The organism is Daejeonella sp. (genome assembly GCF_017495225.1).
GTDB lineage: Bacteria > Bacteroidota > Bacteroidia > Sphingobacteriales > Sphingobacteriaceae > Daejeonella.
Genome location: NZ_JAFEIG010000020.1, coordinates 448,723 through 472,095, shown reverse-complemented (window position 1 = coordinate 472,095; position 23,373 = coordinate 448,723). Strand labels below are relative to the sequence as shown.

The window sequence follows — 23,373 nt, the reverse complement described above, 5'->3', positions numbered from 1 at the left end:
TTTCCTACTAATATCTGGTACTTCTGCAATGGCTCAGTTTGGGCGAACTGGAACACCAACACCTACTAGAACTACGTCAAATTCCGAATTAAGTTACCTTAACCCTCAAGAATTGGTTATCGGAGGTACAAGCGTAATTGGTACTGAATTCTTGGACAAGGATGTATTGATTACCATTTCAAAACTTACAAAAGGTGATCGTATTACAGTTCCAGGTGATGCTACTTCTAATGCAGTTAAAAATTTATGGGCTCAAGGTCTTTTTGATGATGTAAAATTAAATATCGCCGAAATAAGGTCGGATACCGTATTTTTTGAAATTGCTGTAGTAGAACGTCCTCGATTAACTAAAATTGAACTTTTAGGATTAAAAAAGGGTGAAGTAACAGATGTAAACGAGAAATTAAATGATAAAACCGGTAAAGTTGTAAATGAAAACCTTTTAAAAACTACAACGGATATCATTAAAAAGCATTTTAATGAAAAGGGCTTTTTATTTACAGACGTAACTATTACCCAACGAAAAGACACTTCTGAAGCAAATAACATGATTTTGGATATCAAAGTTGATAAAAATGATCGTGTAAAAATCAGTGATATTACTTTTACAGGGAACAAGGACTTTAAAAGTGCCGCTCTTAAAAAATATCTAAAAAAGACTAAGCAAAAGGCCATTTATAAAGTATTTGGATCAGGAAAGTTTCTTCAAAATAAATATGATGAAGATAAGTTGTCCATGATTTCAAAAATGCATGAGAAAGGCTATCGCGACGCTGAAATATTAAAAGATACGACCTTTAGAACTGGTGATAATACCATTGGTATAAAGATCGACCTATACGAAGGTCCTAAATATTATTTCGGAAATGTTACTTGGGCGGGAAATGCTAAATATTCAACTAAAATATTAGATGCCATTCTTTCCATTAAAAAAGGAGAGGTTTTTAGTGAAAAGAAATTAGATAAGAAATTATCAAGTAGTCCTGGGGGGGATGATGTTTCTTCTCTTTATTTGAATGATGGTTATCTTACCTTTAATATTGATCCGGTGCAAACTAAAATTTATGGTGACACCATAGATCTTGAAATTCGTTTGTACGAAGGTCCGCAGTACACTATTAATAAGATTATGGTTAAGGGTAACGAATTAACCAATGATAAGGTTATTCTTAGAGAGATTCGTACCAAGCCAGGACAGAAGTTTTCTAAAGAATTAATTGTTAGAAGTACCCGTGAAATTGCCCAATTAGGTAATTTTGATGATACTAAGACAGATCCAAAGCCTATTAATATAAATCCAAGTGATGGTACGGTAGATATTGAATATAATGTGGTAGAAAAGCCATCCGATCAGATTGAATTATCAGGTGGATTTGGTGGTGGTCGAGTGGTTGGTACACTCGGATTAACTTTTAATAATTTTTCGGCAAGGAATTTGTTCAACAAGAGTGCATGGAAGCCACTTCCTAAAGGAGATGGACAAAAATTGAGTATTAGAGGTCAAACCAACGGTAAATTTTATCAATCTTATAGTTTTTCATTTTCTGAACCTTGGTTAGGAGGTAAAAAACCTATCTATTTCGGAATTAGTGCATTTACATCACTTCAGTCTAATGGCTTAAGAAATAATGATATAAATCAGCAGAAGATTAGATTAAATGGTTTGACTTTTTCACGCGGACAACGTTTAAAATGGCCTGATGATTATTTTCAAGCTAATACATCAATCAACTTGCAGCAATATGTTTTAAATAATTATAATCAGTTTATATTTTCAACAGGTAACTCATATAACTTCAATTTAACTCAAGAGATTAGTAGAAGTTCAGTGGATGTTCCAATTTTTCCAACTTCAGGTTCCAATTTAAAATTAACAATTCAGGCTACTCCTCCTTATTCTTTGTTTAACAAAACAAATTATGCTATTGCTACCGACAAAGAAAAATATCGTTTTACTGAATATCATAAATGGAAGTTTGAATCTCAATGGTTCCAAAGAATTTATGGTAAATTAATATTAAAAGCACAAGCTCAATTTGGATTCCTTGGTGTTTATAATCAAGCTGTTGGTCAGTCGGCATTCGAGCGATTTAAGCTTGGTGGTGATGGAATGCAGGGCTTTGACTTCCTACAAGGTTCTGAGATTATTGCTATGCGTGGATATGCTAATAATTCAGTTATTCCTGCTGGTGCAGATCCTAGAATTGCACAAGGTTCAGGTAGTCCGATTTTTAATAAATATGTATTAGAGTTAAGACACCCAATTACGGCTAGCCAGAGTGCAACAATTTTTGTTCTTGCTTTTGCTGAAGGTGGAAATACATGGAATAGATTTAGAGATTTTGCACCATTTAATATTCGAAGAACCGCTGGTGTTGGTGCTAGGGTATTCCTTCCTATATTCGGATTACTAGGAATTGATTATGGCTTTGCCTTTGATAAAATTCCTGGCTTACCAGACAATGGAAGAAATCCTTTTACGTTTAGTATATCTCAAGCGATTAATGGAGGTTTCAATTAATTTATCTAATTGCGACAAATAGAAAATCAGAAAAATAAATCTTAAATTGCTCAAGCCTTTTTTGGATTTTGAGTTCAAAAATTCTAGGTTTAGCAAAATAATTATATACAAATGAAAAAAATCGTTATAATCGCATTATTATTGGTTCTTTCAAGTTTAGGAGGATATGCACAACGGTTCGCTTATGTTGATAGTGACTATATTTTGAAACATATTCCAGAGTATAATTCTGCACAAAAGCAGCTTGATGCATTATCTGAGCAATGGCAGAAAGAGATTGATATAAAATTTGCTAATATTGAAGACATGTTTAAAGCCTACCAGGCTGATCAAGTATTACTAAACCCTGAAATGCGTAAAAAACGCGAAGATGAAATAGTACAGAAAGAACAAGAAGCAAAAGAATACCAACGATTAAAGTTTGGTTTTGAAGGTGAACTTTTTCAAGTCCGATCAAAATTGATTAAACCTATTCAAGATCGTGTTTCAAAAGCAATACAAGCAATTGCCGATGCACAACAATTGGATATGGTATTTGATAAAAACAGCGAGATTACGCTATTGTATGCAAATCCGCGTTTAGATAAAAGTAATGAAGTAATAACAAAACTTGGTTATAAGCCGGGTGCAAATAAATAAGATCTCACTAATCATAAACAAAAACAGACTATAAAAAAACAATGAAAAATCTATTAAAAATAGGAGTGCTTGCAGTAGGAATGATACTTTCAGTAAATGCGGCAAATGCACAGCAAAAATTTGGTCATATTAATTCTGCGGATTTATTACAAGCAATGCCAGAAATGAAGGCTGCAGATGCAAGTTTTCAAACATATGCGAAAGCTAAGCAAACATCTCTTGAGTTGATGGGAGCAGAGCGTCAAAAATTAGTTACTACTTATGAAGAGAAATACAAAACTCTAAGTGAGGCTAATAGAGCTGTTCTTGAGAAAGAATTAACAACGCTTGGTGGTACAATTCAAGATCTTGAGAAACGTATAACTGACGCTCAAGAAAAGGCTCAAGAAGAATTGACTGCTAAACGTACAGAACTTTATCAGCCCGTTTTTAAGAAAGCAGAAGATGCGGTTAAAGTTGTTGCAAAAGAAAAGGGTTTCGCATACATATTTGATGTATCACAGCCAGGAGTTATTTACTTTGACGGTGGTGAAGATATCATTGCTATTGTTAAAACTAAATTGGGTATTGCAGCTACACCTGCAGCAAAATAATTAGAATGATTCTAATTAAAATGCGAAGCTTTTAGCTTCGCATTTTTTTTGTCCGAATTTTGATTGTGCTAATTCTAATTCTATTCGTGTTAGGTTTAAAATATTATCTTAATTTTGAAATATGAGTTCAGCACTACCTATTGGGATTTTTGATTCTGGCATCGGGGGATTAACAGTGGCTAATGCCATTCGTAAGATTCTTCCCAAAGAGCAATTAATTTACTTTGGAGATACAGCCCACATGCCTTATGGGGATAAGTCGCCAGAAGCAATTAAATTCTATAGCCTTAAAATTGCTAAATTTTTGCTTGATAAAAACTGCAAACTGATTTTAATCGCCTGCAACACGGCTTCTGCGCATGCTTATCATGAACTTGTTCACTTTTTGGGAGATAAAGTTCCAATTGTGAATGTAATTGATCCTGTAGTTAATTTACTCGCAAATTCACCTAATCATGGTCGAATTGGTGTAATTGGAACAAAATCAACCATTCGTTCTGATATTTACGCAAAAAAGTTTAAAGCTATAAATCCTGAAATTCAAGTTTCTTCCCTAGCCACACCTTTATTGGCACCAATGATTGAGGAAGGATTTTTTAATAATACCATCAGTAATACGGTAATTAACTCATATCTATCATCATCAAAATTAAAAAAGATTGATAGCCTGATTTTAGCTTGTACACATTATCCTCTAATTAAGCCAGAAATAAAGGCTTTCTATAAAGGAAAGGTTGAAATAATTAATACAGCTGAAATTGTTGCAGAACATTTAAAAGAACGTTTAACTGCCCTTGAACTTTTAAATGCTGGCCCAGTAAAGAAACATCAATTTTATATTTCAGATTATACCCCTTCTTTTGCAAGTAGTACACGCTTGTTTTTTGGTGAAAAAATACATTTGTCTTATAAACCTATCTGGGATTAAGTTTTATATATGAAATACACTGCATTTTTACGCAGATTATGTAAGTTTGCATATACAAAAGCTACAAATTGAATTTCTACCTGACATACATCTTGGTTGCTAGTGCATTATTTGTGTTTACTGCCCTATTTACCTTGTTTGCTGTCTATTCAGAGCGTAAAATATCTGCTTTTATTCAAGATCGTTTGGGTCCAATGGAAGTAGGTAAATATGGCTCACTCCAGTCATTTGCAGATATTCTTAAAATGCTTCAAAAGGAATTTATTATCCCTAAAGCAGCTGATAAATTTCTCTTTGTACTAGCTCCAATCATTATTTTTGTCTCGGTTTATTTAGGCTTTGCGGCATTGCCATGGGCTCCGGGACTTGTACCTGCGTCATTAAACCTCGGACTTTTCTATATTTTTGCCATTCTATCTGTTGAAACACTTGGTATTTTAATGGCAGGTTGGGGTTCAAACAATAAATATGCTTTGCTTGGTTCTATGCGTTCGGTAGCCCAAATGGTTTCTTATGAAATCCCTGCAGGCATATCTCTTTTATCGGTTGTTATGATCTCTCAATCGTTAAATCTTCAAGAAATCACGATTAAACAAGGTATTTTATCATTAGAATCTGTTAAATTTTTCGGTATTTGGGAGGTGAAGGAGCTTGGCGGATTTTTAGCTTGGAATATTTTTCAAGCTCCACATCTTATTTTAGCCTACATCATTTATTTCATTGCATCTCTAGCTGAATGTAATCGCGCACCATTTGATATCCCTGAAGCTGAATCGGAACTTGTTGGTGGCTTTCATATTGAATATTCAGGGTTGAGATTTGCCTTTATATTCTTAGCCGAATATTCCATGATGTTTTTAGTCGGGATGATAGGCGTAGTACTCTTCCTTGGCGGTTGGAATAGTCCGCTGCCCAATATTTATAAGTTACCTTTAGCAAGTTGGACAACAGGTATGGCTTGGGGCATTTTTTGGATTTTGCTAAAGACATTAACTGTTGTAGCAGTTCAAATCTGGTTAAGATGGACTCTACCACGCCTTCGAGTGGATCAATTGATGAGTTTTTGTTGGAAAGTATTAACCCCACTCGCTTTTTTGTGTTTGTTCATCTCCGGTATTTGGCGATTAACAATGATGTAAAAGGATTGAAATAATTAATTATAAAGGCTTTAATTTTAAGCCAAAGAGAATGGTAGAAACAGTAATTAATGTATTTAAAACAGTTATTAAAGGCTTAAGATTAACGCTAGGTCATATCTTTGCTGCTACAGAAAGCAGAAATGTGAAGGCTATCTCTGATCCTAATTACTTTGCTCAAAATTCTGGTATAAACACCATTCAATATCCGCATGTAAAATTGCCAGTACCAGATGTTGGACGCTATCAATTGGATGTAGAAATGGACGACTGTATTGTTTGTGACCTCTGCGCAAAAGTCTGCCCTGTTGATTGTATTGATATTAAAAGTATTAAATCTACCGAAGCAATTGGCAAAACCTCTGATGGTACTACCAAAAGATTATATGCTGCGAAGTTTGATATCGATATGGCAAAATGTATGTACTGTGGTTTGTGCACCGTCGTTTGTCCCACAGAATGTATTGTTATGACCGATACTTATGATAGAAGTATGACCGATCTCAGTGAAATGACTTATAAATTTTCGGATATGACTGCTGAAGAAGCTAATGAAAAGAGATTAGCACTTGAAAAACTCAATGCTGAACGACTTGCTGCAAAACAGGCAATCATCACTCCTAAAAACAATTAGAAATGAACGCTGAACAAGTGATATTCTATTTTTTTGCTGCTTTATTGCTACTTTCAGCACTCATCGTAGTGACAAGTCGGAATTTAGTTAGGAGTATATTTTTGTTTTTCGTTACTCTATTTTCACTGGCAGCAATTTACGTGTTTGCACTAGCTGATTTTATTGCATTAACGCAAGTAGTACTTTATGCAGGAGGTGTCTTGGTATTAATGCTATTTGCATTTATGCTCTCCAATAAAGAACTTTTAAATGCCATGGAGCCAGCAAAAAGGGTATTTAAAGTCAAGCATTATGTCGGAATTTTTATTTCGCTAGCATTCTTATTTATTTTGCTTCAAATATTTACGGAGCGAGATTTTTCTCAATTGGAATGGATTAAATCAGGCAGCCCGATTTCTAAAAATGAAAATACGATTCATTTAATCGGTATTCAAAGTATGACTTTTTACTTACTTCCTTTTGAAATATTGTCGGTTTTTTTAATGATGGCACTCGTTGGAGCCGCGCATTTGGCTAGAAAGGATAAAAAGATATGATACCATTATCACACTTTTTAATCATTGGTGCCTGCCTCTTTTCTATTGGTTTATATGCTGTATTAACCAAAAAGAATGCAATTCAAGTGCTAATTGGCATTGAATTTATGATAAATGCCGCTATTTTGAATTTTGTAGCTTTTGGAAAGTATGATAAAATAAATGGTGGTGGACAAATGTTCGCACTATTCGCAATAGTTCTAGCCGCCGCAGGTGTGGCAGTGGCTTTAGCAATTATTTTAAATGTGTATAAACACTTTAAAACAATTGATCCTTCAAAAATTGATAATCTGAGAAATTAAGATGGCTGGACTAGAGTTTTCAGGATTTGCTGCTTTACTTTCAATTGTATTGATTTTATTGCCCTTGTTATCCTTCATCATAATAATTTTCGGAAAAAAGGGTGGGGGAGGAAATCTAGCTCTTGCTAATATTTCTATTGCTTTTATACTTTCTATTTATTTAGTTTCCTTAATTTGGAATAAGGCACCAGTTCATTATCAATTAAATTGGTTTTTAATTGGCGAAATTCAGTTTACAGCTGGTGTTTTGCTGAATAATCTTTCCTTGCTGATGATCAGTCTAGTTTCAGGAATTTCTGTCTTAGTACATATTTATTCTCGCTCATACATGAAAAACGATCCCAATATTCACCGATATTGGGCTTATTTGGGTCTTTTTTGTTTTTCAATGCTCGCCCTCTCCATTTCAGATAATCTCTTGTTGATTTATTTATTTTGGGAGCTTGTTGGTTTTTCCTCATTTTTATTGATAGGATTTTGGTTTACTAAACATGAAGCATCTCAAGCGGCAAAAAAGGCCTTTGTAATGAACCGAATAGGGGATATTGGCTTCTTGCTCGGGATAATGATCATTTTCAGTCAATTTCATACTCTTGATATCTCTATTCTTTTTGGTGAAGATGGACTATTTAATGCCTCAGTAATTAAGGATAATCTTTGGATATTTGGTACGCAGCAAATCTCTGAAATATGGCTTACTATTGCAGGAATAGGTTTTTTTATGGGGGCCATGGCTAAATCTGCTCAATTCCCTCTTCATACTTGGCTACCGGATGCAATGGAAGGCCCAACGTCTGTCTCCTCACTCATTCATGCTGCCACTATGGTTGCCGCAGGTGTATTTTTAATTGCTAGAGTTTATCCAGTTTTCGATCCCTTTGTTTTAAATATGATGGTGTTTATAGGTGCTATTACGGCATTTATGGCTGCAACTATTGCTCTAACTCAAAACAACATCAAACGTATTTTAGCTTATTCTACCATCTCTCAATTAGGATTTATGGTCATGGCAATGGGCATTGGTGCTTATTCTCAAAGCATTTTTCATTTAACAACTCATGCTTTCTTTAAGTGCCTCTTATTTTTGGCAGCTGGATCAATAATTCATCAGCTTCATCATTACCGCGATAAAATAGGCTTAGATTTTGATTATCAGGATATTCGAATGATGGGCGGACTCCGAAAAAGTATGCCCCTTACTTTTTGGGCTATGTGTTTGGCATCTGCAGCACTTATCGGACTCCCATTTACTTCTGCTTATCTTTCAAAAGATGCTATCATTGTTTCTGCATTTGAATGGGCAGAAAACAGAAATGCTTTATCCCAAATATTGCCATATTTAATGGTATTAACCAGCTGGCTAACAGTTTTTTATATTAGCAGATTGCTCTTTAAAGTATTTTTTGTAAAATCTAACTTATTAAGTTTAGAACAAGTTCAGGAAATAAAAGATCCTTCTAAAAAAATGACCTACGTTTTAGTGGTCCTTGCATTTTTTTGTTTGTTTTTAGTTTTTTCGGTTAATCCTTTTTCTTCAGAAAATTCTTGGATTATGAATGTATTTCCGAGCTTTAATATTCAAAAAAATGAGCTTTTTCATTCGATTATTCCAATTATTTTAACATTTGGAACGCTTGTTTTAATAGTTTTATCCTATTCACTTTATGTAAAGAGGGATAATTTTAACGGTTTTGGAAAAGGTATTTTTTATCGTTTTTCAAAGCGTGAATGGTATCTAAATGAATTATATAGTTTGGTTTTCATCGCAAATGTTGAAAAACTTTCAAAAATATCTTATTGGTTTGATCAAAAGGTTATTGACGCCTTAGTTTTAAAATCAGCTTTTTTGGTCAGATTGCTGTCATTAATTAGTTCATGGATTGATAAAAACCTAATTGATGGCTTAGTAAATGCTACAGGAAGTCTGGCTAAGCTTATCGGCCGACTAGCAAAAAAGACTCAAAGCGGTAAATTGCAACAGTATTTAACAACAATGCTCTTGCTATTGATCTCATTTTTCATTTTAACTTATTTTTTATGACCTTAAGCAAATTATTAATCACTGCTATAGCTTTTTCGGGGGGGAACAATTAGATATGTTATCATTTTTGATTTTTTTACCGCTTATAGCTGCATTGCTGATTTTGATACTTCCCAATCGGATTCAAAATCAGTTTAAATATATTACTCTCGGAGTAAGTTTGATTCAGTTTATATTAAGCCTTTTTATCTATTTTAACTTTAATAGTTCTCCCATAAATGCAGGAATAAATAAGGAGTCTCAATTCCAATGGGTAGAAAAGCTATCGTGGATTCGTTTAGATCTCGGCACCATCGGTAAGTTAGAGATAGATTATTTTCTAGGGATTGATGGTATTTCGATGCCATTTTTAATTCTTTCAGCACTTGTTACCTTCGTTGCAACGCTAGCCTCTTGGGAAATAAAAACTAAATTAAAAGCGTATTTTTCATTATTTCTTCTTTTAAATACCGCTGTTATTGGTGTTTTCTGTGCCTTGGATTTCTTCCTTTTCTATATTTTTTATGAATTAATGCTGCTGCCTCTGTATTTCCTTATCGGGATTTGGGGTGGTGTTAAAAGAGAATATGCTGCTATAAAATTCTTTTTATATACGCTTTTTGGATCTGTATTCATGCTATTGGTCATTATAGGCCTTTATTTTTCAGTTTCTGACCCTGTTAATGGAAATCATACCTTTAACATGATTTTGATGATGGATCCTGCAAATTACGCAGATGGCTCCATTTTCTCTGCTCTAGCTGATAATAATCTATTTGGCATGTCAGCTCGTTTATTAGCTTTCATCGTTTTATTTATTGCCTTTTCTATAAAGGTTCCGATTGTTCCCCTCCACACTTGGCTACCCGATGCTCACGTGGAAGCACCTACACCTGTTTCTATTATTCTTGCTGGATTATTATTAAAGGTTGGTGGCTACGGAATTATTAGAATTTGCTTTAGTATTTTCCCGGATGCAGCTATGCAATCGGCATGGTGGATCGGACTAATTGGTGTGATTTCGATACTTTATGGAGCTTTAAATGCCTTAGCTCAGACTGACTTAAAGCGCTTAATCGCTTATTCTTCGGTATCTCACATGGGCTTTGTACTTTTAGGTATCGCATCATCTACCAGCGAAGGGATTAGTGGTGCGATGCTTCAAATGATTAGCCACGGTGCTTTATCAGCCATGCTTTTCTTTTTAGTAGGAATGATCTATGAGCGTGTGCATGATCGTGAAATTGCAAATTTTAGTGGCTTGGCTGAAATAATGCCTCAGTTCACTGCTTTTGTGATGATTGCCTTTTTTGCCTCGCTTGGATTACCCGGATTTTCTGCATTTATGGCCGAAGCTTTTAGCTTAATTGGTGCATTCAACTCGGAACAAGTTAACGGACTCCTACCACGCTGGATGGCAGTTTTAGCTTCTGTTGGAATTTTATTGGGGGCTGCTTATTTCCTCTGGACTCTCCAACGCATGTTTTTTGGTCCAACTCAATTAAAAGGTGGCGATGATTGGTTGTCAAAACTGAAAGATGTGAATATGCGCGAAAAAATTGCCTTAGTCCCATTAGCTATTTTAGCTCTAGCACTTGGAATTTTTCCATCATTATTATTTGATAAGATGAATGCTTCAATATTAGCATTTGTGCAATTAATTTTAAACTAATGGTTGAGTTTATACCTTTTATTTCTTCATCGATTAATGATACGCTTGCTAGTTTGGCTTATTTAGAGTCTGAGATAGTCTTGGTGGCAGGATTTCTATTGGTTATAATAATTGACTTGTTTTTCTCTAAAAAGCTCCCTCAAATGAGCTTTGGCCTATCAATGGCCATTGTTTTAATTGTATTAACTCAAAATTTTACTCTTTTGAATTTAAATCCTCAGGTTTTATTCGGAGGAATGATAGTTCTAGATCACCTTTCGGTGCTATTTAAAATTCTTTTTTGCCTAGTCAGCCTGATTTTTCTTCTGTTTATAAGGTTTAATAAATCGCTACAAGAACATGGCAAGGGGACTGGAGATCTTTATGCAATTTTATTAGCCGTTCACCTTGGGATGAATTTAATGGTCATGTCTTCTAATTTATTGATGTTATTTCTTTCCATTGAGATGGTTTCTTTAGGGTCTTATTTAATGGTTGGTTATATTTCAAAAGATTCAAAACAAAGTGAAGCATCTTTAAAATATGTATTGTTTGGCTCAGTGGCTTCTGCCATTATGCTGTATGGAATATCTTTACTTTACGGCTTCACAGGCTCACTTTATTTACAAGGACCATCATTTATTGCTGGCCTTCAAAATTTACCTCAATTGCCCTTAGTGCTAAGCTTAACCTTAGTATTTGTTGGAATTGCCTTTAAACTTTCTGCATTTCCTCTTCATTTTTGGGTTCCTGATGTTTATCAAGGAGCACCAAGTCCGGTAACTGCATTTTTATCTACAGGGCCCAAAATAGCGGGATTTGCTGTTTTGATTAAGTTTTTGATACTTCTACAAGCAATAGGCATAGCCTCAAATGCCATTTTTACTGTGTTGGCAATGATTGCTATTTTAAGTATGGTTCTTGGAAATTTTGCGGCAATTTGGCAAAATAATTCAAAGAGAATGCTTGCCTATTCATCAATAGGACATACAGGTTTTATGTTTATGGCGCTTTTTGTATTACCTGGTCAAGGCTATAAGGCCCTCATTTTTTACATGTTTATCTATGTAATCATGAATATGGCTGCCTTCTTAATCCTTGATGAAATAGAAGATCAAACTGCAAAACAAAATATTGATGAATACTCAGGCTTAGGTAAACAATTAAGTATTTTAATGATTTGCTTCGTAATTGTACTTGTTTCACTTACAGGATTGCCTCCAACCGCCGGTTTTACAGCTAAGTTTTTCGTTTTTTCTACTGCCTTAGACGCATACAATAGCTCCGGCTCGTCTGTGATTTTAATTATGATTATTGTTGCAGCTTTAAGCACCTTAATTTCCTTGTTTTATTATTTTAAGATCCCACTAAATGCTTATTTGAGAGAATCTACAGATACTGAAATAAAAGCAAGTATTTCTCCTAAAACCTATCTAAGTGCTTTCTTGGCTTTCTTATTGCTATTATTAATTGTTTTCCCATCACTTATTGAACAGTTTTTATAAGCATGCGACTTAATCTTAAAATCTTTAAATTTAATTCCATATTAGATCATTTTCAGTATTTTTTCGTTGGATACTTAGCGTTTAAATTTCTATTTTTACAATCTCAGAATATCTTATGAGTGACCAGATTAAACATGAGTGCGGAATAGCACTTATCCGTCTTTTAAAACCTCTTTCTTTTTATCAGGAAAAATATGGTACGGCCCTTTACGGACTAAATAAGCTGTATTTATTAATGGAAAAACAGCATAATCGGGGACAAGATGGTGCAGGTATTGCAACGATAAAACTCGATGTTCAACCTGGAAAGCGATATATTAGTCGCCATAGAGCAATGGGTGCCAATGCTGTTGCAGAGATTTTTGAATATGTACAGAAAAAGTTTGCGGATGTTCATAAAGAATCACCAGAGCTACTTCAAGATACAGAATGGCTTAAAGAAAATATAAGCTTTACCGGTGAAGTTTTAATGGGGCATTTACGCTATGGTACTCATGGTAAAAATAGTATTGAGAGCTGTCATCCTTTTTTACGTCAAAACAATTGGATGACTCGAAATCTGGTAGTTAGTGGTAACTTCAATATGACCAATGTAGATGAGCTTTTAGAACAGCTTTTCGAATTGGGTCAGCATCCAAAAGAACGCACAGATACAGTTACCGTTCTCGAAAAAATTGGACACTTCCTAGATGATGAAAATCAGATTCTTTTCGATAAATACAAAAATGAAGGTTTCTCAAATGAGCAGATAAGTCACCAGATTGCCGAACATATTGATGTAGCTTCAATACTTCGTCGCTCAGCAAAAACTTGGGATGGTGGTTATACCATTAGTGGAATTTTAGGTCATGGAGATGCTTTTGTAATGCGTGATCCATCGGGAATTAGACCTGCATTTTACTATCATGACGATGAAATTGTGATTGTAACATCCGAGCGCCCAGCAATTCAAACAGCATTTAACGTTCCCCTGGAATCAGTAAAGGAAATAAAACCAGGCCATGCTTTAATCATTAAAAAGAATGGTAAAATCACTGAAGAGCAATTTAGAGAGCCTGAAGAACAAAAATCATGTTCTTTTGAACGTATTTATTTTTCTAGAGGTAGCGATGCCTCCATTTATAAAGAACGTAAACAACTCGGATTAAATCTTTGTCCGCAGATCTTTGACGCCATCAACCGCGACATTAAAAACACTGTTTTCTCCTTTATACCCAATACAGCAGAAGTAGCATTTTATGGAATGGTAGAGGGAGTTCATAATTACCTTAGGGACTATCAAAAAGATATTTTATTAAATCGTTCTGATAAAATTACCGACGCTGAGCTTAATGATGTGTTAAGCTTAACTGCTAGAGTTGAAAAAATCGCTATTAAGGACGTTAAGCTTCGTACATTCATTACTCAAGATGCTGATAGACAGGATATGGTGGCGCATGTGTATGATACCACCTACGGATTGATAAACAAGGGTACCGATAATTTGGTAATTCTTGACGATTCAATTGTTAGAGGTACTACGTTAAAGCAGAGTATCTTAAAGATATTAGATCGTTTAGGTCCCAAAAAGATTATTGTTGTTTCATCAGCACCTCAAATTCGATATCCTGATTGCTACGGTATCGATATGTCGAGAATGGGCGAGTTTGTAGCATTTGAAGCAACTATTTCTCTGTTAAAAGAAAGAGGAATGGCAGATGTCATTGATCGCGTTTATCAAAATTGTCTTGAATCTCAAAAGCTTGGTAATAAGCAAGTTAAAAATCATGTTCAAGATATTTACAGTCCTTTTACAGATCAGGAAATTTCGGATAGAATAGCTCAAATTATTACTCCTAAAGAAATCAAGGCAGAAGTCAAGGTGATTTATCAAACACTAGATAATCTTCATAAAGCTATCCCTGCACATCTAGGTGATTGGTATTTCTCTGGAAATTATCCTACGCTTGGAGGAAATAAGGTGGTTAATAAAGCCTTTATGAATTGGGTGGAGGGTAAAAATCAAAGAGCTTATTAAGAAAAAAACAATTTTAAAAAAGGGATTGCATTTCATATGCAATCCCTTTTTTTGTTTGTCAGGCCTCTAATTTTAAATTAATGAATGGCCTATTATAAGATTGTAAATTATTCTTGCTGCAAATATTAGAATTAAAACCCCTGCAATTTTATTAAGATTAGAGATGGTCTTTTCCTTTATTTTATATCTCAATTTATTGGCATAATAAGCTTTAAGCACATCCAGGCTAAATTGTGTGATTAAAATTGAACCATAAAATGGAAGTATGTAGGCAGAATTAATTCCTCCTGATAAAGAAATTACACCACTTGTAACGCTTAGCCAATAAAGTAAAACTGCTGGATTAAAAATACACATCAAGAAACCTTTCAGAAAATACCCTGTATAATGCCTTTTGGACGCGGTTTGCTCGTAATTGACCTTTACCTTCTTAAATAAATAATATAATCCAACACTAAATAAAATAGTACTTCCTACTATTCCAATTTCCATGCGATACTTGTTTTCCAATGCTAAAAAGGAGGTACCATAAACGGTTAATGCGACATAAAAAATATCGCTAAAAACTACTCCTGCTGCCAATGAAACACCTGCACTAAAGCCTTTTTCTATACTTGTTTTTATCAGAGCGAAAAATACTGGACCAGTTAAAAAAGAAAGTACAAAGCCCAAAGAAATCCCTGAAATGATTATTTCTATCATCCGAATTTTAAATCCATTTTTATGAATTGCAAATTAACCTAAAATTGAATAATTCTATACTATTTAATATAAAAACATTAAAAACTTAGAGATATGAGAAAAATAATTTATGTTAGATAAATTTTTCAATAATTTAAAATTAGATATGGATAACAATTCACAAAAAAATTATTCCTCAGCTCTTTATACACTTATAACAGTGTTTTTCTTCTGGGGCTTTTTGGCTGCAAGTAATGGTATATTTATACCATTCTGTAAAACGCACTTTAATCTAACCCAATTTGAGTCCCAATTAATTGATTTTACCTTTTATGGTGGTTATTTCATTGGTTCTTTGATTTTATTTTATGCATCTAAAATTATTAAGGTAGATATTCTTAATAAATTGGGATATAAAAATAGTATCGCTTTGGGACTTGTAATTTCGGCTGGAGGGGCATTAATGATGATTCCCGCTGTAAATTCTGGATCATTTAACTTTATTTTATTAGCTTTTTTCTTTGTAGCTATAGGTTTTTCACTTCAACAAACAGCTGCAAATCCTTTCGTAGTAGCACTTGGAAGTCCCGTAACTGGTGCAAACCGGTTAAATTTAGCTGGTGGTATTAATAATTTAGGTGGATTATTAGGTCCGATTGCAGTGAGCGTTATTCTTTTCGGCTCAGCAACTGCTGCAGTTCCAAAAGACATTGAAATTTCCTCAATAAATACCTTGTATTACATTCTTGCTGGTTTATTTCTGGCTGTTGCCTTATTCTTTTGGGTTTCAAAACTCCCTAAAGTTACTAGTGACGAAAAGGTAGAAGCTAGCGGAAAGACAAACCTTCCTTTATTTGTTATTTTTATAGCATTCTTATTGATTTTAGCTGCTGATCCAATCTCAAAAGCAACAGGTTTAGGAATGTCTGTTTTTGTATACCTTTCGCTATTTATCATTATTCTTACTTTATTAGTGGCTCTAAAAGCTGCAGGTAAGGATAAGTCAGGATGGGGTGCAATGGGTTACCCTCAACTGATTTTAGGAATGATTGCTATTTTTACTTACGTAGGAGTTGAAGTGAGTATCCAAAGTAATATGGGTGCTTTATTGCAATTGCCTGATTTTGGCGGACTTTCAGATTCTCAAATTGCACCTTTTATTTCTCTTTATTGGGGAAGTATGATGATTGGTCGCTGGACTGGTGCAGTTAGTGCTTTCAAACTATCTAAAACAACTAAGAGAATCTTAACTATTGTGATGCCTTTTATTGCATTTTCAATCATTTTATTCTTAAATCACTTAAATGGAACCTCTGTAGAGCAGTTTTTTGCTTATGCAGTATGTTTGGTTATTTTAATTGCTGGTTTCTTCTACAGTCAGGAAAAGCCTGCTAAAACCTTATTAACCTTCGGTTTCTTGGGTGGATTAGCAATGGTTGTGGGATTATTAACTACTGGAAATGTGGCAATATTCGCATTTCTTGCAGGAGGATTAGCTTGCTCAATCATGTGGCCTTGTATTTTTGCATTGGCAATCACTGGTTTAGGTAAATATACTTCTCAGGGTTCTGCATTTTTAATTATGATGATTCTTGGTGGTGCTATTATTCCTCCAGTACAGGGAATTCTTGCTGATACTAGTGGCATTCATATATCTTATATTGTTCCTTTCTTAGGTTTTGTTTACCTAGCTTACTTCGCTATAAAAGTGAGTTCAGAACTTAAAAAACAAGGATTTGACGTTAGCAAATTGGATACAGAACCTGGACATTAATGAATAAAAAACCAAGCTTCGATTCAATTTTTATGAATTTAGCAACCGACCTTGCTTCACGCTCTCATTGCGTGAAAGCACAGGTCGGTGCTGTTTTAACCAAAGATACGCGCATAATTTCTATCGGTTATAATGGTCCGCCAGCCGGAACTCACAACTGTGATGAAGAATGGCCCGAGACTGGTTGCCCGCGAGATTCAAAGAATAGTTGTTCGCTAGCCTTACATGCAGAAGAAAATGCTATTCTCTATGCTGTGAAAAATGGGATGAATTTAAGCGGATCAACACTTTATGTGACGCTTTCTCCTTGCATTTCTTGTGCGCGAATTATTTATTCCTCGGGAATAAAAAAAGTGTTGTTTAAAGCGTCTTATGCAGAATATAAAGGTTTGCCCAGCGATGAAGGCGTAGATTTTTTAAATAAATTTGGCATAGAGTGTATTTCCTACAACATGGTTTTGTAATCTTTAAAACATAAATCTTAAAGGTTTAAATTCCTGCTTCACAATTTTATAAATTGCACCATTATTTATTGGTGCAATTTATTTTTAAAATGGGTTATAAAAGTCTTGCTGATTGCGTTTCTGATCTTGAAAAAAATGGACACCTCGTCCGTATAAAACAAGAAGTTGATCCTTACCTCGAAGCCGCTGCTATTCATTTGCGTGTTTACGAAAATCAAGGACCGGCCATACTATTTGAAAATATCAAAGGAAGTAAATTTCCAGCAGTTTCAAATCTTTTTGGTACCCTTGATCGCTCTAAATTTATGTTTAGGGATACTCTGGATGCAATAAAAACGCTTGTAGACCTTAAATCAGATCCTCTAAAAGCTTTAAAAAGCCCATTTAAATATGCTAGTGCTGGCTTAACTGCCTTTTCAGCTTTACCTTTGAAAAGTGGTTTTAATTCACCCATCAAATTTGGTAAAACAAGTATTTCGGCCTTGCCTCAAATTGTTAATTGGCCAATGGATGGCGGTCCATTTGTGACTATGCCTCAAGTTTATACCGAAGATATCGACAAGCCAGGTATTATGAATGCCAATTTAGGTATGTACCGTATCCAATTAGGTGGTAATGAATATGTTCCAGATGAGGAAATTGGTCTTCATTATCAATTACATCGTGGTATTGGTGTTCACCAAACCAAGGCTAATGCCAAAGGAAAGGCCTTAAAAGTAAGTATTTTTGTGGGTGGGCCACCCTCACACCCTTTAGCAGCAGTTATGCCATTGCCTGAAGGATTGTCTGAAATGACTTTTGCTGGCGCCTTAGGTAATCGCCGTTTCCGTTATTTTTATGATGCTGAAGGCTTTTGTATCTCTTCAGATGCCGATTTTGTTATTACTGGTACCGTAGAGCCTGGTGCCAATAAATTGGAAGGCCCTTTCGGGGATCATTTAGGCTATTATAGTCTTCAACACCTTTTCCCATTATTGAAGGTGCATAATGTATATCATCGTAAAGATGCTATTTGGTCTTTTACTGTAGTTGGTCGCCCACCTCAAGAAGATACTAGCTTTGGCGCTTTAATTCATGATATCACAGGATCTGCTATTCCTAAAGAAATTCCAGGTCTGCATGAAGTAAATGCGGTAGATGCTGCCGGTGTACATCCACTTTTATTTGCCATTGGCAGTGAGCGATATACGCCTTATCTCAATGAGAAAAAACCTCAAGAAATTTTAACTATCGCCAATCATATTTTGGGTAAAAGTCAGCTGAGTTTAGCTAAATATTTATTCATATCTAATAAAGAAGATAATCCAAGCCTTAAAACTAGCGATATCGAAGGCTTCATTCAGCATATTCTTGAGCGTGTTGATTTGAGTCGTGATTTACACTTTTATACCCGAACAACAATTGATACTTTAGATTATAGCGGGACTGATATCAATTCGGGATCAAAGGTTGCAATTGCCGCTGCAGGAGATAAAAAACGCACTTTATGGACCGAATTACCTGCATCCTTCACGATGCCAAGAACATTCGATAAGTTCAAGATGGTGATGCCTGGTGTTCTAGCTATTGAAGCGCCACCTTTTGGAAGCCATGAGCAAACATCTCATGAAATTGAAATATTAGATACAGCCCTAGCTAATACAAATTTAGATGGATTGCCTTTATTTATCCTTTGCGATGATGCTGGCTTCGTAGCCGAAAGTATAAATAATTTTGTTTGGGTAAGCTTCACCAGAAGTAACCCTTCTCATGATATTCATGGAATTAAGTCATTTACTGAGCATAAACATTGGGGTTGTAAAGGCCCTCTAATTATTGATGCACGCTTAAAAAAGCATCATGCTCCAGAGTTAATTAAAGATCCAGAAGTTGAAAAACGAGTTGATCAACTGGGAGCCCAAGGTGGTCCACTTCATGGTATTATTTAGTCGATTTTGCTTTGATTTCTCAGATATTTTTAGTATATTCTTAATTGACTTTGTTTTTTGTGAATAATCACAAAAAAATGCCTAAAAAAACAAAAAGGATTATTAGAATACTTTCTGCCTCTGTACAAAAAAGTTATCTTTGCTCATGCAAGAAAAAATCATCATTCTTGACTTCGGGTCGCAATACACTCAACTTATTGCACGTAGAGTCAGAGAGCTAAACGTATACTGCGAGATACATCCGTTTAATCACCTTCCAGACTTTGATAGTTCAGTTAAAGGTGTCATCCTTTCGGGAAGTCCCTATTCTGTGCGTCAAGAAGATGCACCACAAGTTGATTTTAAATCGCTTCAGCAAAAATTTCCAATTTTGGGTGTTTGTTATGGCGCTCAATACATCGCTCAGAAATCTGGTGGAGAAGTAAAAGCTTCATCCACACGTGAATACGGCAGAGCATGTTTAGATTTTATTGATCATTCTAATCCTTTATTTAAGGATATACCCGCAAATTCTCAAACATGGATGTCGCATGCAGATACCATCGCATCTATTCCAGATGATTTTGAAATTATTGCTAGCACCGATTCTGTGAAGGTTGCTGCTTATCAATTAAAAAATGCGAAAGTTTACGGTATTCAATTTCACCCAGAGGTAACACATAGCACCGATGGGAAGCAATTACTGAAAAACTTCTTAGTAGATATTTGCGATTGTAGTCAAGATTGGACTCCAGATGCATTTATTGAGACCACCATTCAATCATTAAAAGAAAAATTAGGTGATGATAAGGTTATTTTAGGCTTATCAGGAGGTGTTGATTCATCAGTTGCAGCGGTGCTTTTACATCAAGCAATTGGTAAAAACCTTCATTGTATTTTTGTGGATAATGGTTTGTTGCGTAAGGGTGAGTTTGAGCAGGTATTGGATTCGTATCAACACATGGGACTAAATGTTCGTGGTGTTAGGGCAGGGGATCGATTTTTAGGTCAGCTTGCTGGAATTAAAGATCCTGAGACAAAAAGAAAAGCCATTGGAAGGGTATTTATTGAGGTTTTTGATGATGCTGCTCACGAAGTTAAGGACGTGAAATGGCTAGGTCAAGGGACTATCTACCCGGACGTGATTGAGTCTGTTTCTGTAAAGGGACCATCTGCAACGATAAAATCGCATCATAATGTGGGTGGATTGCCTGATTTTATGAAGCTTAAAGTGGTAGAACCCTTAAATACCTTATTTAAGGATGAAGTGAGAAGAGTAGGTGCTACATTAGGTATGGATCCTGCACTTTTAGGAAGGCATCCTTTTCCTGGTCCCGGATTAGCCATTCGTATTTTAGATGATATTACTCCAGAAAAAGTAGCTATTCTTCAAGAAGCTGATGCTATCTATATCAATAATTTGAAATCTTCAGGTTGGTACGATAAAGTTTGGCAAGCTGGAGCGATATTTTTGCCGGTACAATCGGTAGGGGTAATGGGTGATGAGAGAACTTATGAGCATGTTATTTGTTTAAGAGCTGTTAGCTCTGTGGATGGAATGACAGCAGACTGGAGTCATTTACCTTATGATTTACTTGCTAAAATATCCAATGAAATTATAAATAATGTAAAAGGAATTAACAGAGTTGTATATGATATTAGTTCCAAACCGCCCGCAACTATTGAGTGGGAATAATTTTGTATTGATTTTATGCATGCTGATATTTTTATCAGCATGCTCTAAAAAAATAACTGCTCCTAAGCCAGTTGATATTCCATCTCCTAGCGAATTAGAGAAGCAGAAAGAGATTGTACCCCTAAAAACAGATCATTCAATAGCCTTGCTTTTGCCTTTTGATCTTAATACCATTAATCTTAAGACGGCAACAAGCAAAAACATTGAAAAGGCTAGTATTGCCATTGATTTTTATCAAGGTTTTAAGTTGGCGCTTGATTCACTTACAGCAAGGGGTCATAATTTTAACCTAAGTGTATTTGATACGCAAAATCAGGAGACCAGAGTTGTTAATCTCGCTTTAGCTAATTCGGTAAGAAGCAAGGATTTAATTGTAGGACCTATCTATCCAGATGCTATCAAGACTTTTGGTGAATTTGCAGAGCTTGGCGATAAAAAGCTCCAAATTTCACCCTTGGCAGCATCTATTCCTACCGATTTTAATAATCCGAGCTTAGTTACAGTAAATAATACCATTGATCAGCATGCGCGTAAAATTGCTGAATTTATTAGTTCAAACTATCAAGCTGAATTGGTAAATATTGTATTGATAAATACACAAAAGAGCGATGACGCTAAATTCTCGAATCATTTTAAAAGAAACTTGACAAATATTTCGGGAGATAAATTTCAAATTACTGAACGTGCTACAGTTATCGCATTAGAAAAGTATTTAGTCCCAACAAAAAACAATTTGGTGATTGTCACCTCTTCAGACAGGCTATTTGTGATGCCTGCAATTGATAAATTATATAATTTAGTAACGAAGCAAAAGTTCAAAATAGAGGTTTTTGGGCATCCTAATTGGTTAAAGACTAATTATTTAAGTCAGGAGAAGATGCAGACACTTAATTCCCGAATCAGCGCATCTTTTCACGTAAATTATAAATCTCAAACGGTTAAAAACTTTATTTCTCGTTATCGTGATGAATATGGTTTTGAGCCTTCAGAATATTCTTTTAAGGGTTTTGACATTGGCTATTATTTTGGTGGGCTACTTGAAAAATACGGTAATGATTATGCTAAACATCTCAAAGACAGTGTTTACAGGGGCTTACACACAAGTTTTAAATTTTCTAAAGATCCGAAAACAGGATACATGAATACAGAGCTGATGATGCTGAGATATAGAAATTTTGAACTTCAGCCTGAGAAATGAGAGCAGAACAACAGTTACGTAGCTTTTTAAAGGTTTTGGAAAGCTATCCCGGAGATCGGCCAATTACTAAGTTTTTGCCAGAGTTTTTTAAGAAGAACAAACAGATGGGTTCTACAGATCGACGTATGGCCTCAAGACTTCTTTATAACTATTTCCGTTTAGGAAAAGCGATTGTAAATAAGACTAAGGAGGAGCGACTCTTTCTGGCTGAATTTCTCTGTAATTCTATAGATAATCCATTTTTAGAGCATTTTCGTCCCGATTTAAATGCCAAAATTTTGCTTCCACTAGATGAAAAAATAGCCTTTGCTGAAGCCCATGAGGGATTAGTGTTGGAGGAGGTTTTTCCTTTTCTTAAGCATCTATCTGAAGGTGTTGATAGCGCTCAATTTTTAAGCTCATTTTTTATACAGCCAGATTTATTTATACGGGTTAATCCGAAATCCTTGGCAATGGTCTTAAAAACAATGGAAAATAGCTCCATCGACTTTAAGCAGATTGGTAATTATACTATTTCAATGCCCAACGGCACGAATTTAAATAATTTATTTCCTGATACTAGCTTTACAATTAAGCCTTACGAAGTTCAGGATCTTTCTTCGCAACATACATTGAATTATTTTAAACCCAATCGATATGAACATTGGTGGGATGCTTGTGCTGCTTCTGGGGGTAAATCTCTTTTATTATTTTCTGAACAGCCTGATATTAAACTTGTTGTTTCGGATATTCGGGAAAGTGTTTTAGATAATTTAGATGAGCGCTTTAATGCTGCGGGGTTAAAAACATATCAGAAAAAAATAATTGATCTGACAAAAAACGCAGATCCTGAATTGCATCATTATGAGTTTGATGGGATTATTTTGGATGCTCCTTGCTCTGGCTCTGGTACATGGGGCAGAACACCTGAAATGATCAATCAGTTTGAAGAATTTAAAATTCAGGGATTTCAAAATTTACAAAAAACGATTGCAAGCAACGTATTAAAATATCTTAAACCGGGTAAGCCGCTTATTTACATTACCTGCTCTGTTTTTAGAGAGGAAAATGAAGAAGTGGTAAGACATCTTCAATCCGATCATTCAATGAAGCTGGAGAGCTTAGAATTGATTAAGGGATACAATAAGAAAGCGGATACCATGTTTATTGCACGATTAATTCGTTAAACCTC

19 protein-coding genes are annotated in these 23,373 nt (G+C 35.0%); 18 read left to right on the top strand and 1 reads right to left on the bottom strand.

Annotated elements, in window-relative coordinates; translation table 11 throughout:
• Positions 1-28: 28 nt before the first annotated feature.
• The 12 genes from QZ136_RS09385 (at position 29) to QZ136_RS09330 (ending at position 14,482) form a co-directional block, all read left to right on the top strand.
• Positions 29-2,521, top strand: coding sequence for a POTRA domain-containing protein (locus QZ136_RS09385; protein WP_291402935.1), 2,493 nt, complete (start codon positions 29-31; stop codon positions 2,519-2,521).
• A 111-nt stretch (positions 2,522-2,632) separates the two neighbouring features.
• Positions 2,633-3,160 (top strand): OmpH family outer membrane protein, encoded by a 528-nt coding sequence (locus tag QZ136_RS09380; RefSeq protein ID WP_291402754.1) that lies wholly within the window; start codon positions 2,633-2,635, stop codon positions 3,158-3,160.
• Between the two features lie 41 nt (positions 3,161-3,201).
• Complete coding sequence (locus QZ136_RS09375; RefSeq protein WP_291402752.1) at positions 3,202-3,753, top strand: OmpH family outer membrane protein; 552 nt, start codon at positions 3,202-3,204, stop codon at positions 3,751-3,753.
• A gap of 121 nt (positions 3,754-3,874) precedes the next feature.
• Positions 3,875-4,681, top strand: coding sequence for a glutamate racemase (murI, locus tag QZ136_RS09370; RefSeq protein ID WP_291402750.1), 807 nt, complete (start codon positions 3,875-3,877; stop codon positions 4,679-4,681).
• Between the two features lie 68 nt (positions 4,682-4,749).
• Positions 4,750-5,820 carry an NADH-quinone oxidoreductase subunit NuoH gene (nuoH, locus tag QZ136_RS09365; RefSeq protein WP_291402748.1) on the top strand — a complete coding sequence of 357 codons (1,071 nt, stop codon included), beginning with the start codon at positions 4,750-4,752 and terminating at the stop codon, positions 5,818-5,820.
• Positions 5,821-5,869: 49 nt separating this feature from the next.
• Complete coding sequence (locus QZ136_RS09360) at positions 5,870-6,451, top strand: 4Fe-4S binding protein (RefSeq protein ID WP_291402746.1); 582 nt, start codon at positions 5,870-5,872, stop codon at positions 6,449-6,451.
• Positions 6,452-6,453: 2 nt separating this feature from the next.
• Positions 6,454-6,987, top strand: a complete 534-nt coding sequence (locus tag QZ136_RS09355; RefSeq protein WP_291402744.1) for an NADH-quinone oxidoreductase subunit J — start codon at positions 6,454-6,456, stop codon at positions 6,985-6,987.
• Complete coding sequence (gene nuoK / locus QZ136_RS09350) at positions 6,984-7,289, top strand: NADH-quinone oxidoreductase subunit NuoK (RefSeq protein ID WP_291402742.1); 306 nt, start codon at positions 6,984-6,986, stop codon at positions 7,287-7,289. The genes QZ136_RS09355 and nuoK overlap by 4 nt, the downstream gene beginning before the upstream one ends.
• Position 7,290: 1 nt before the next feature.
• Positions 7,291-9,330 carry an NADH-quinone oxidoreductase subunit L gene (nuoL, locus tag QZ136_RS09345; protein WP_291402740.1) on the top strand — a complete coding sequence of 680 codons (2,040 nt, stop codon included), beginning with the start codon at positions 7,291-7,293 and terminating at the stop codon, positions 9,328-9,330.
• A gap of 55 nt (positions 9,331-9,385) precedes the next feature.
• A complete protein-coding gene (locus QZ136_RS09340) occupies positions 9,386-10,981 on the top strand; it encodes an NADH-quinone oxidoreductase subunit M (RefSeq protein ID WP_291402738.1) in 1,596 nt (531 codons plus the stop codon).
• Entirely contained in the window at positions 10,981-12,465 is a 1,485-nt protein-coding gene (locus QZ136_RS09335) for an NADH-quinone oxidoreductase subunit N (RefSeq protein ID WP_291402737.1), read from the top strand. Before QZ136_RS09340 ends, QZ136_RS09335 begins: the two co-directional genes overlap by 1 nt.
• Before the next feature lie 115 nt (positions 12,466-12,580).
• Positions 12,581-14,482, top strand: a complete 1,902-nt coding sequence (locus QZ136_RS09330) for an amidophosphoribosyltransferase (RefSeq protein ID WP_291402735.1) — start codon at positions 12,581-12,583, stop codon at positions 14,480-14,482.
• A 72-nt stretch (positions 14,483-14,554) separates the two neighbouring features.
• Here QZ136_RS09330 and QZ136_RS09325 read toward each other — a convergent pair whose 3' ends face one another.
• On the bottom strand, positions 14,555-15,184 hold the full coding sequence (locus tag QZ136_RS09325) for a LysE family transporter (RefSeq protein ID WP_291402733.1): 630 nt from the start codon (positions 15,182-15,184) through the stop codon (positions 14,555-14,557).
• A 145-nt stretch (positions 15,185-15,329) separates the two neighbouring features.
• Here QZ136_RS09325 and QZ136_RS09320 point away from each other — a divergent pair, with 145 nt between their 5' ends.
• The 6 genes from QZ136_RS09320 (at position 15,330) to QZ136_RS09295 (ending at position 23,368) form a co-directional block, all read left to right on the top strand.
• On the top strand, positions 15,330-16,937 hold the full coding sequence (locus QZ136_RS09320; RefSeq protein ID WP_291402731.1) for an MFS transporter: 1,608 nt from the start codon (positions 15,330-15,332) through the stop codon (positions 16,935-16,937).
• A complete protein-coding gene (locus tag QZ136_RS09315) occupies positions 16,937-17,401 on the top strand; it encodes a dCMP deaminase family protein (protein ID WP_291402729.1) in 465 nt (154 codons plus the stop codon). Before QZ136_RS09320 ends, QZ136_RS09315 begins: the two co-directional genes overlap by 1 nt.
• Positions 17,402-17,490: 89 nt before the next feature.
• Positions 17,491-19,329: a UbiD family decarboxylase gene (locus tag QZ136_RS09310; protein ID WP_291402727.1), complete on the top strand. Its 1,839-nt coding sequence runs from the start codon at positions 17,491-17,493 to the stop codon at positions 19,327-19,329.
• A 145-nt stretch (positions 19,330-19,474) separates the two neighbouring features.
• Positions 19,475-21,004: a glutamine-hydrolyzing GMP synthase gene (guaA, locus tag QZ136_RS09305; RefSeq protein WP_291402724.1), complete on the top strand. Its 1,530-nt coding sequence runs from the start codon at positions 19,475-19,477 to the stop codon at positions 21,002-21,004.
• Positions 20,961-22,202 carry an ABC transporter substrate-binding protein gene (locus tag QZ136_RS09300; protein ID WP_291402722.1) on the top strand — a complete coding sequence of 414 codons (1,242 nt, stop codon included), beginning with the start codon at positions 20,961-20,963 and terminating at the stop codon, positions 22,200-22,202. The genes guaA and QZ136_RS09300 overlap by 44 nt, the downstream gene beginning before the upstream one ends.
• Positions 22,199-23,368 carry an RsmB/NOP family class I SAM-dependent RNA methyltransferase gene (locus QZ136_RS09295; protein WP_291402720.1) on the top strand — a complete coding sequence of 390 codons (1,170 nt, stop codon included), beginning with the start codon at positions 22,199-22,201 and terminating at the stop codon, positions 23,366-23,368. Before QZ136_RS09300 ends, QZ136_RS09295 begins: the two co-directional genes overlap by 4 nt.
• Positions 23,369-23,373: the final 5 nt, after the last annotated feature.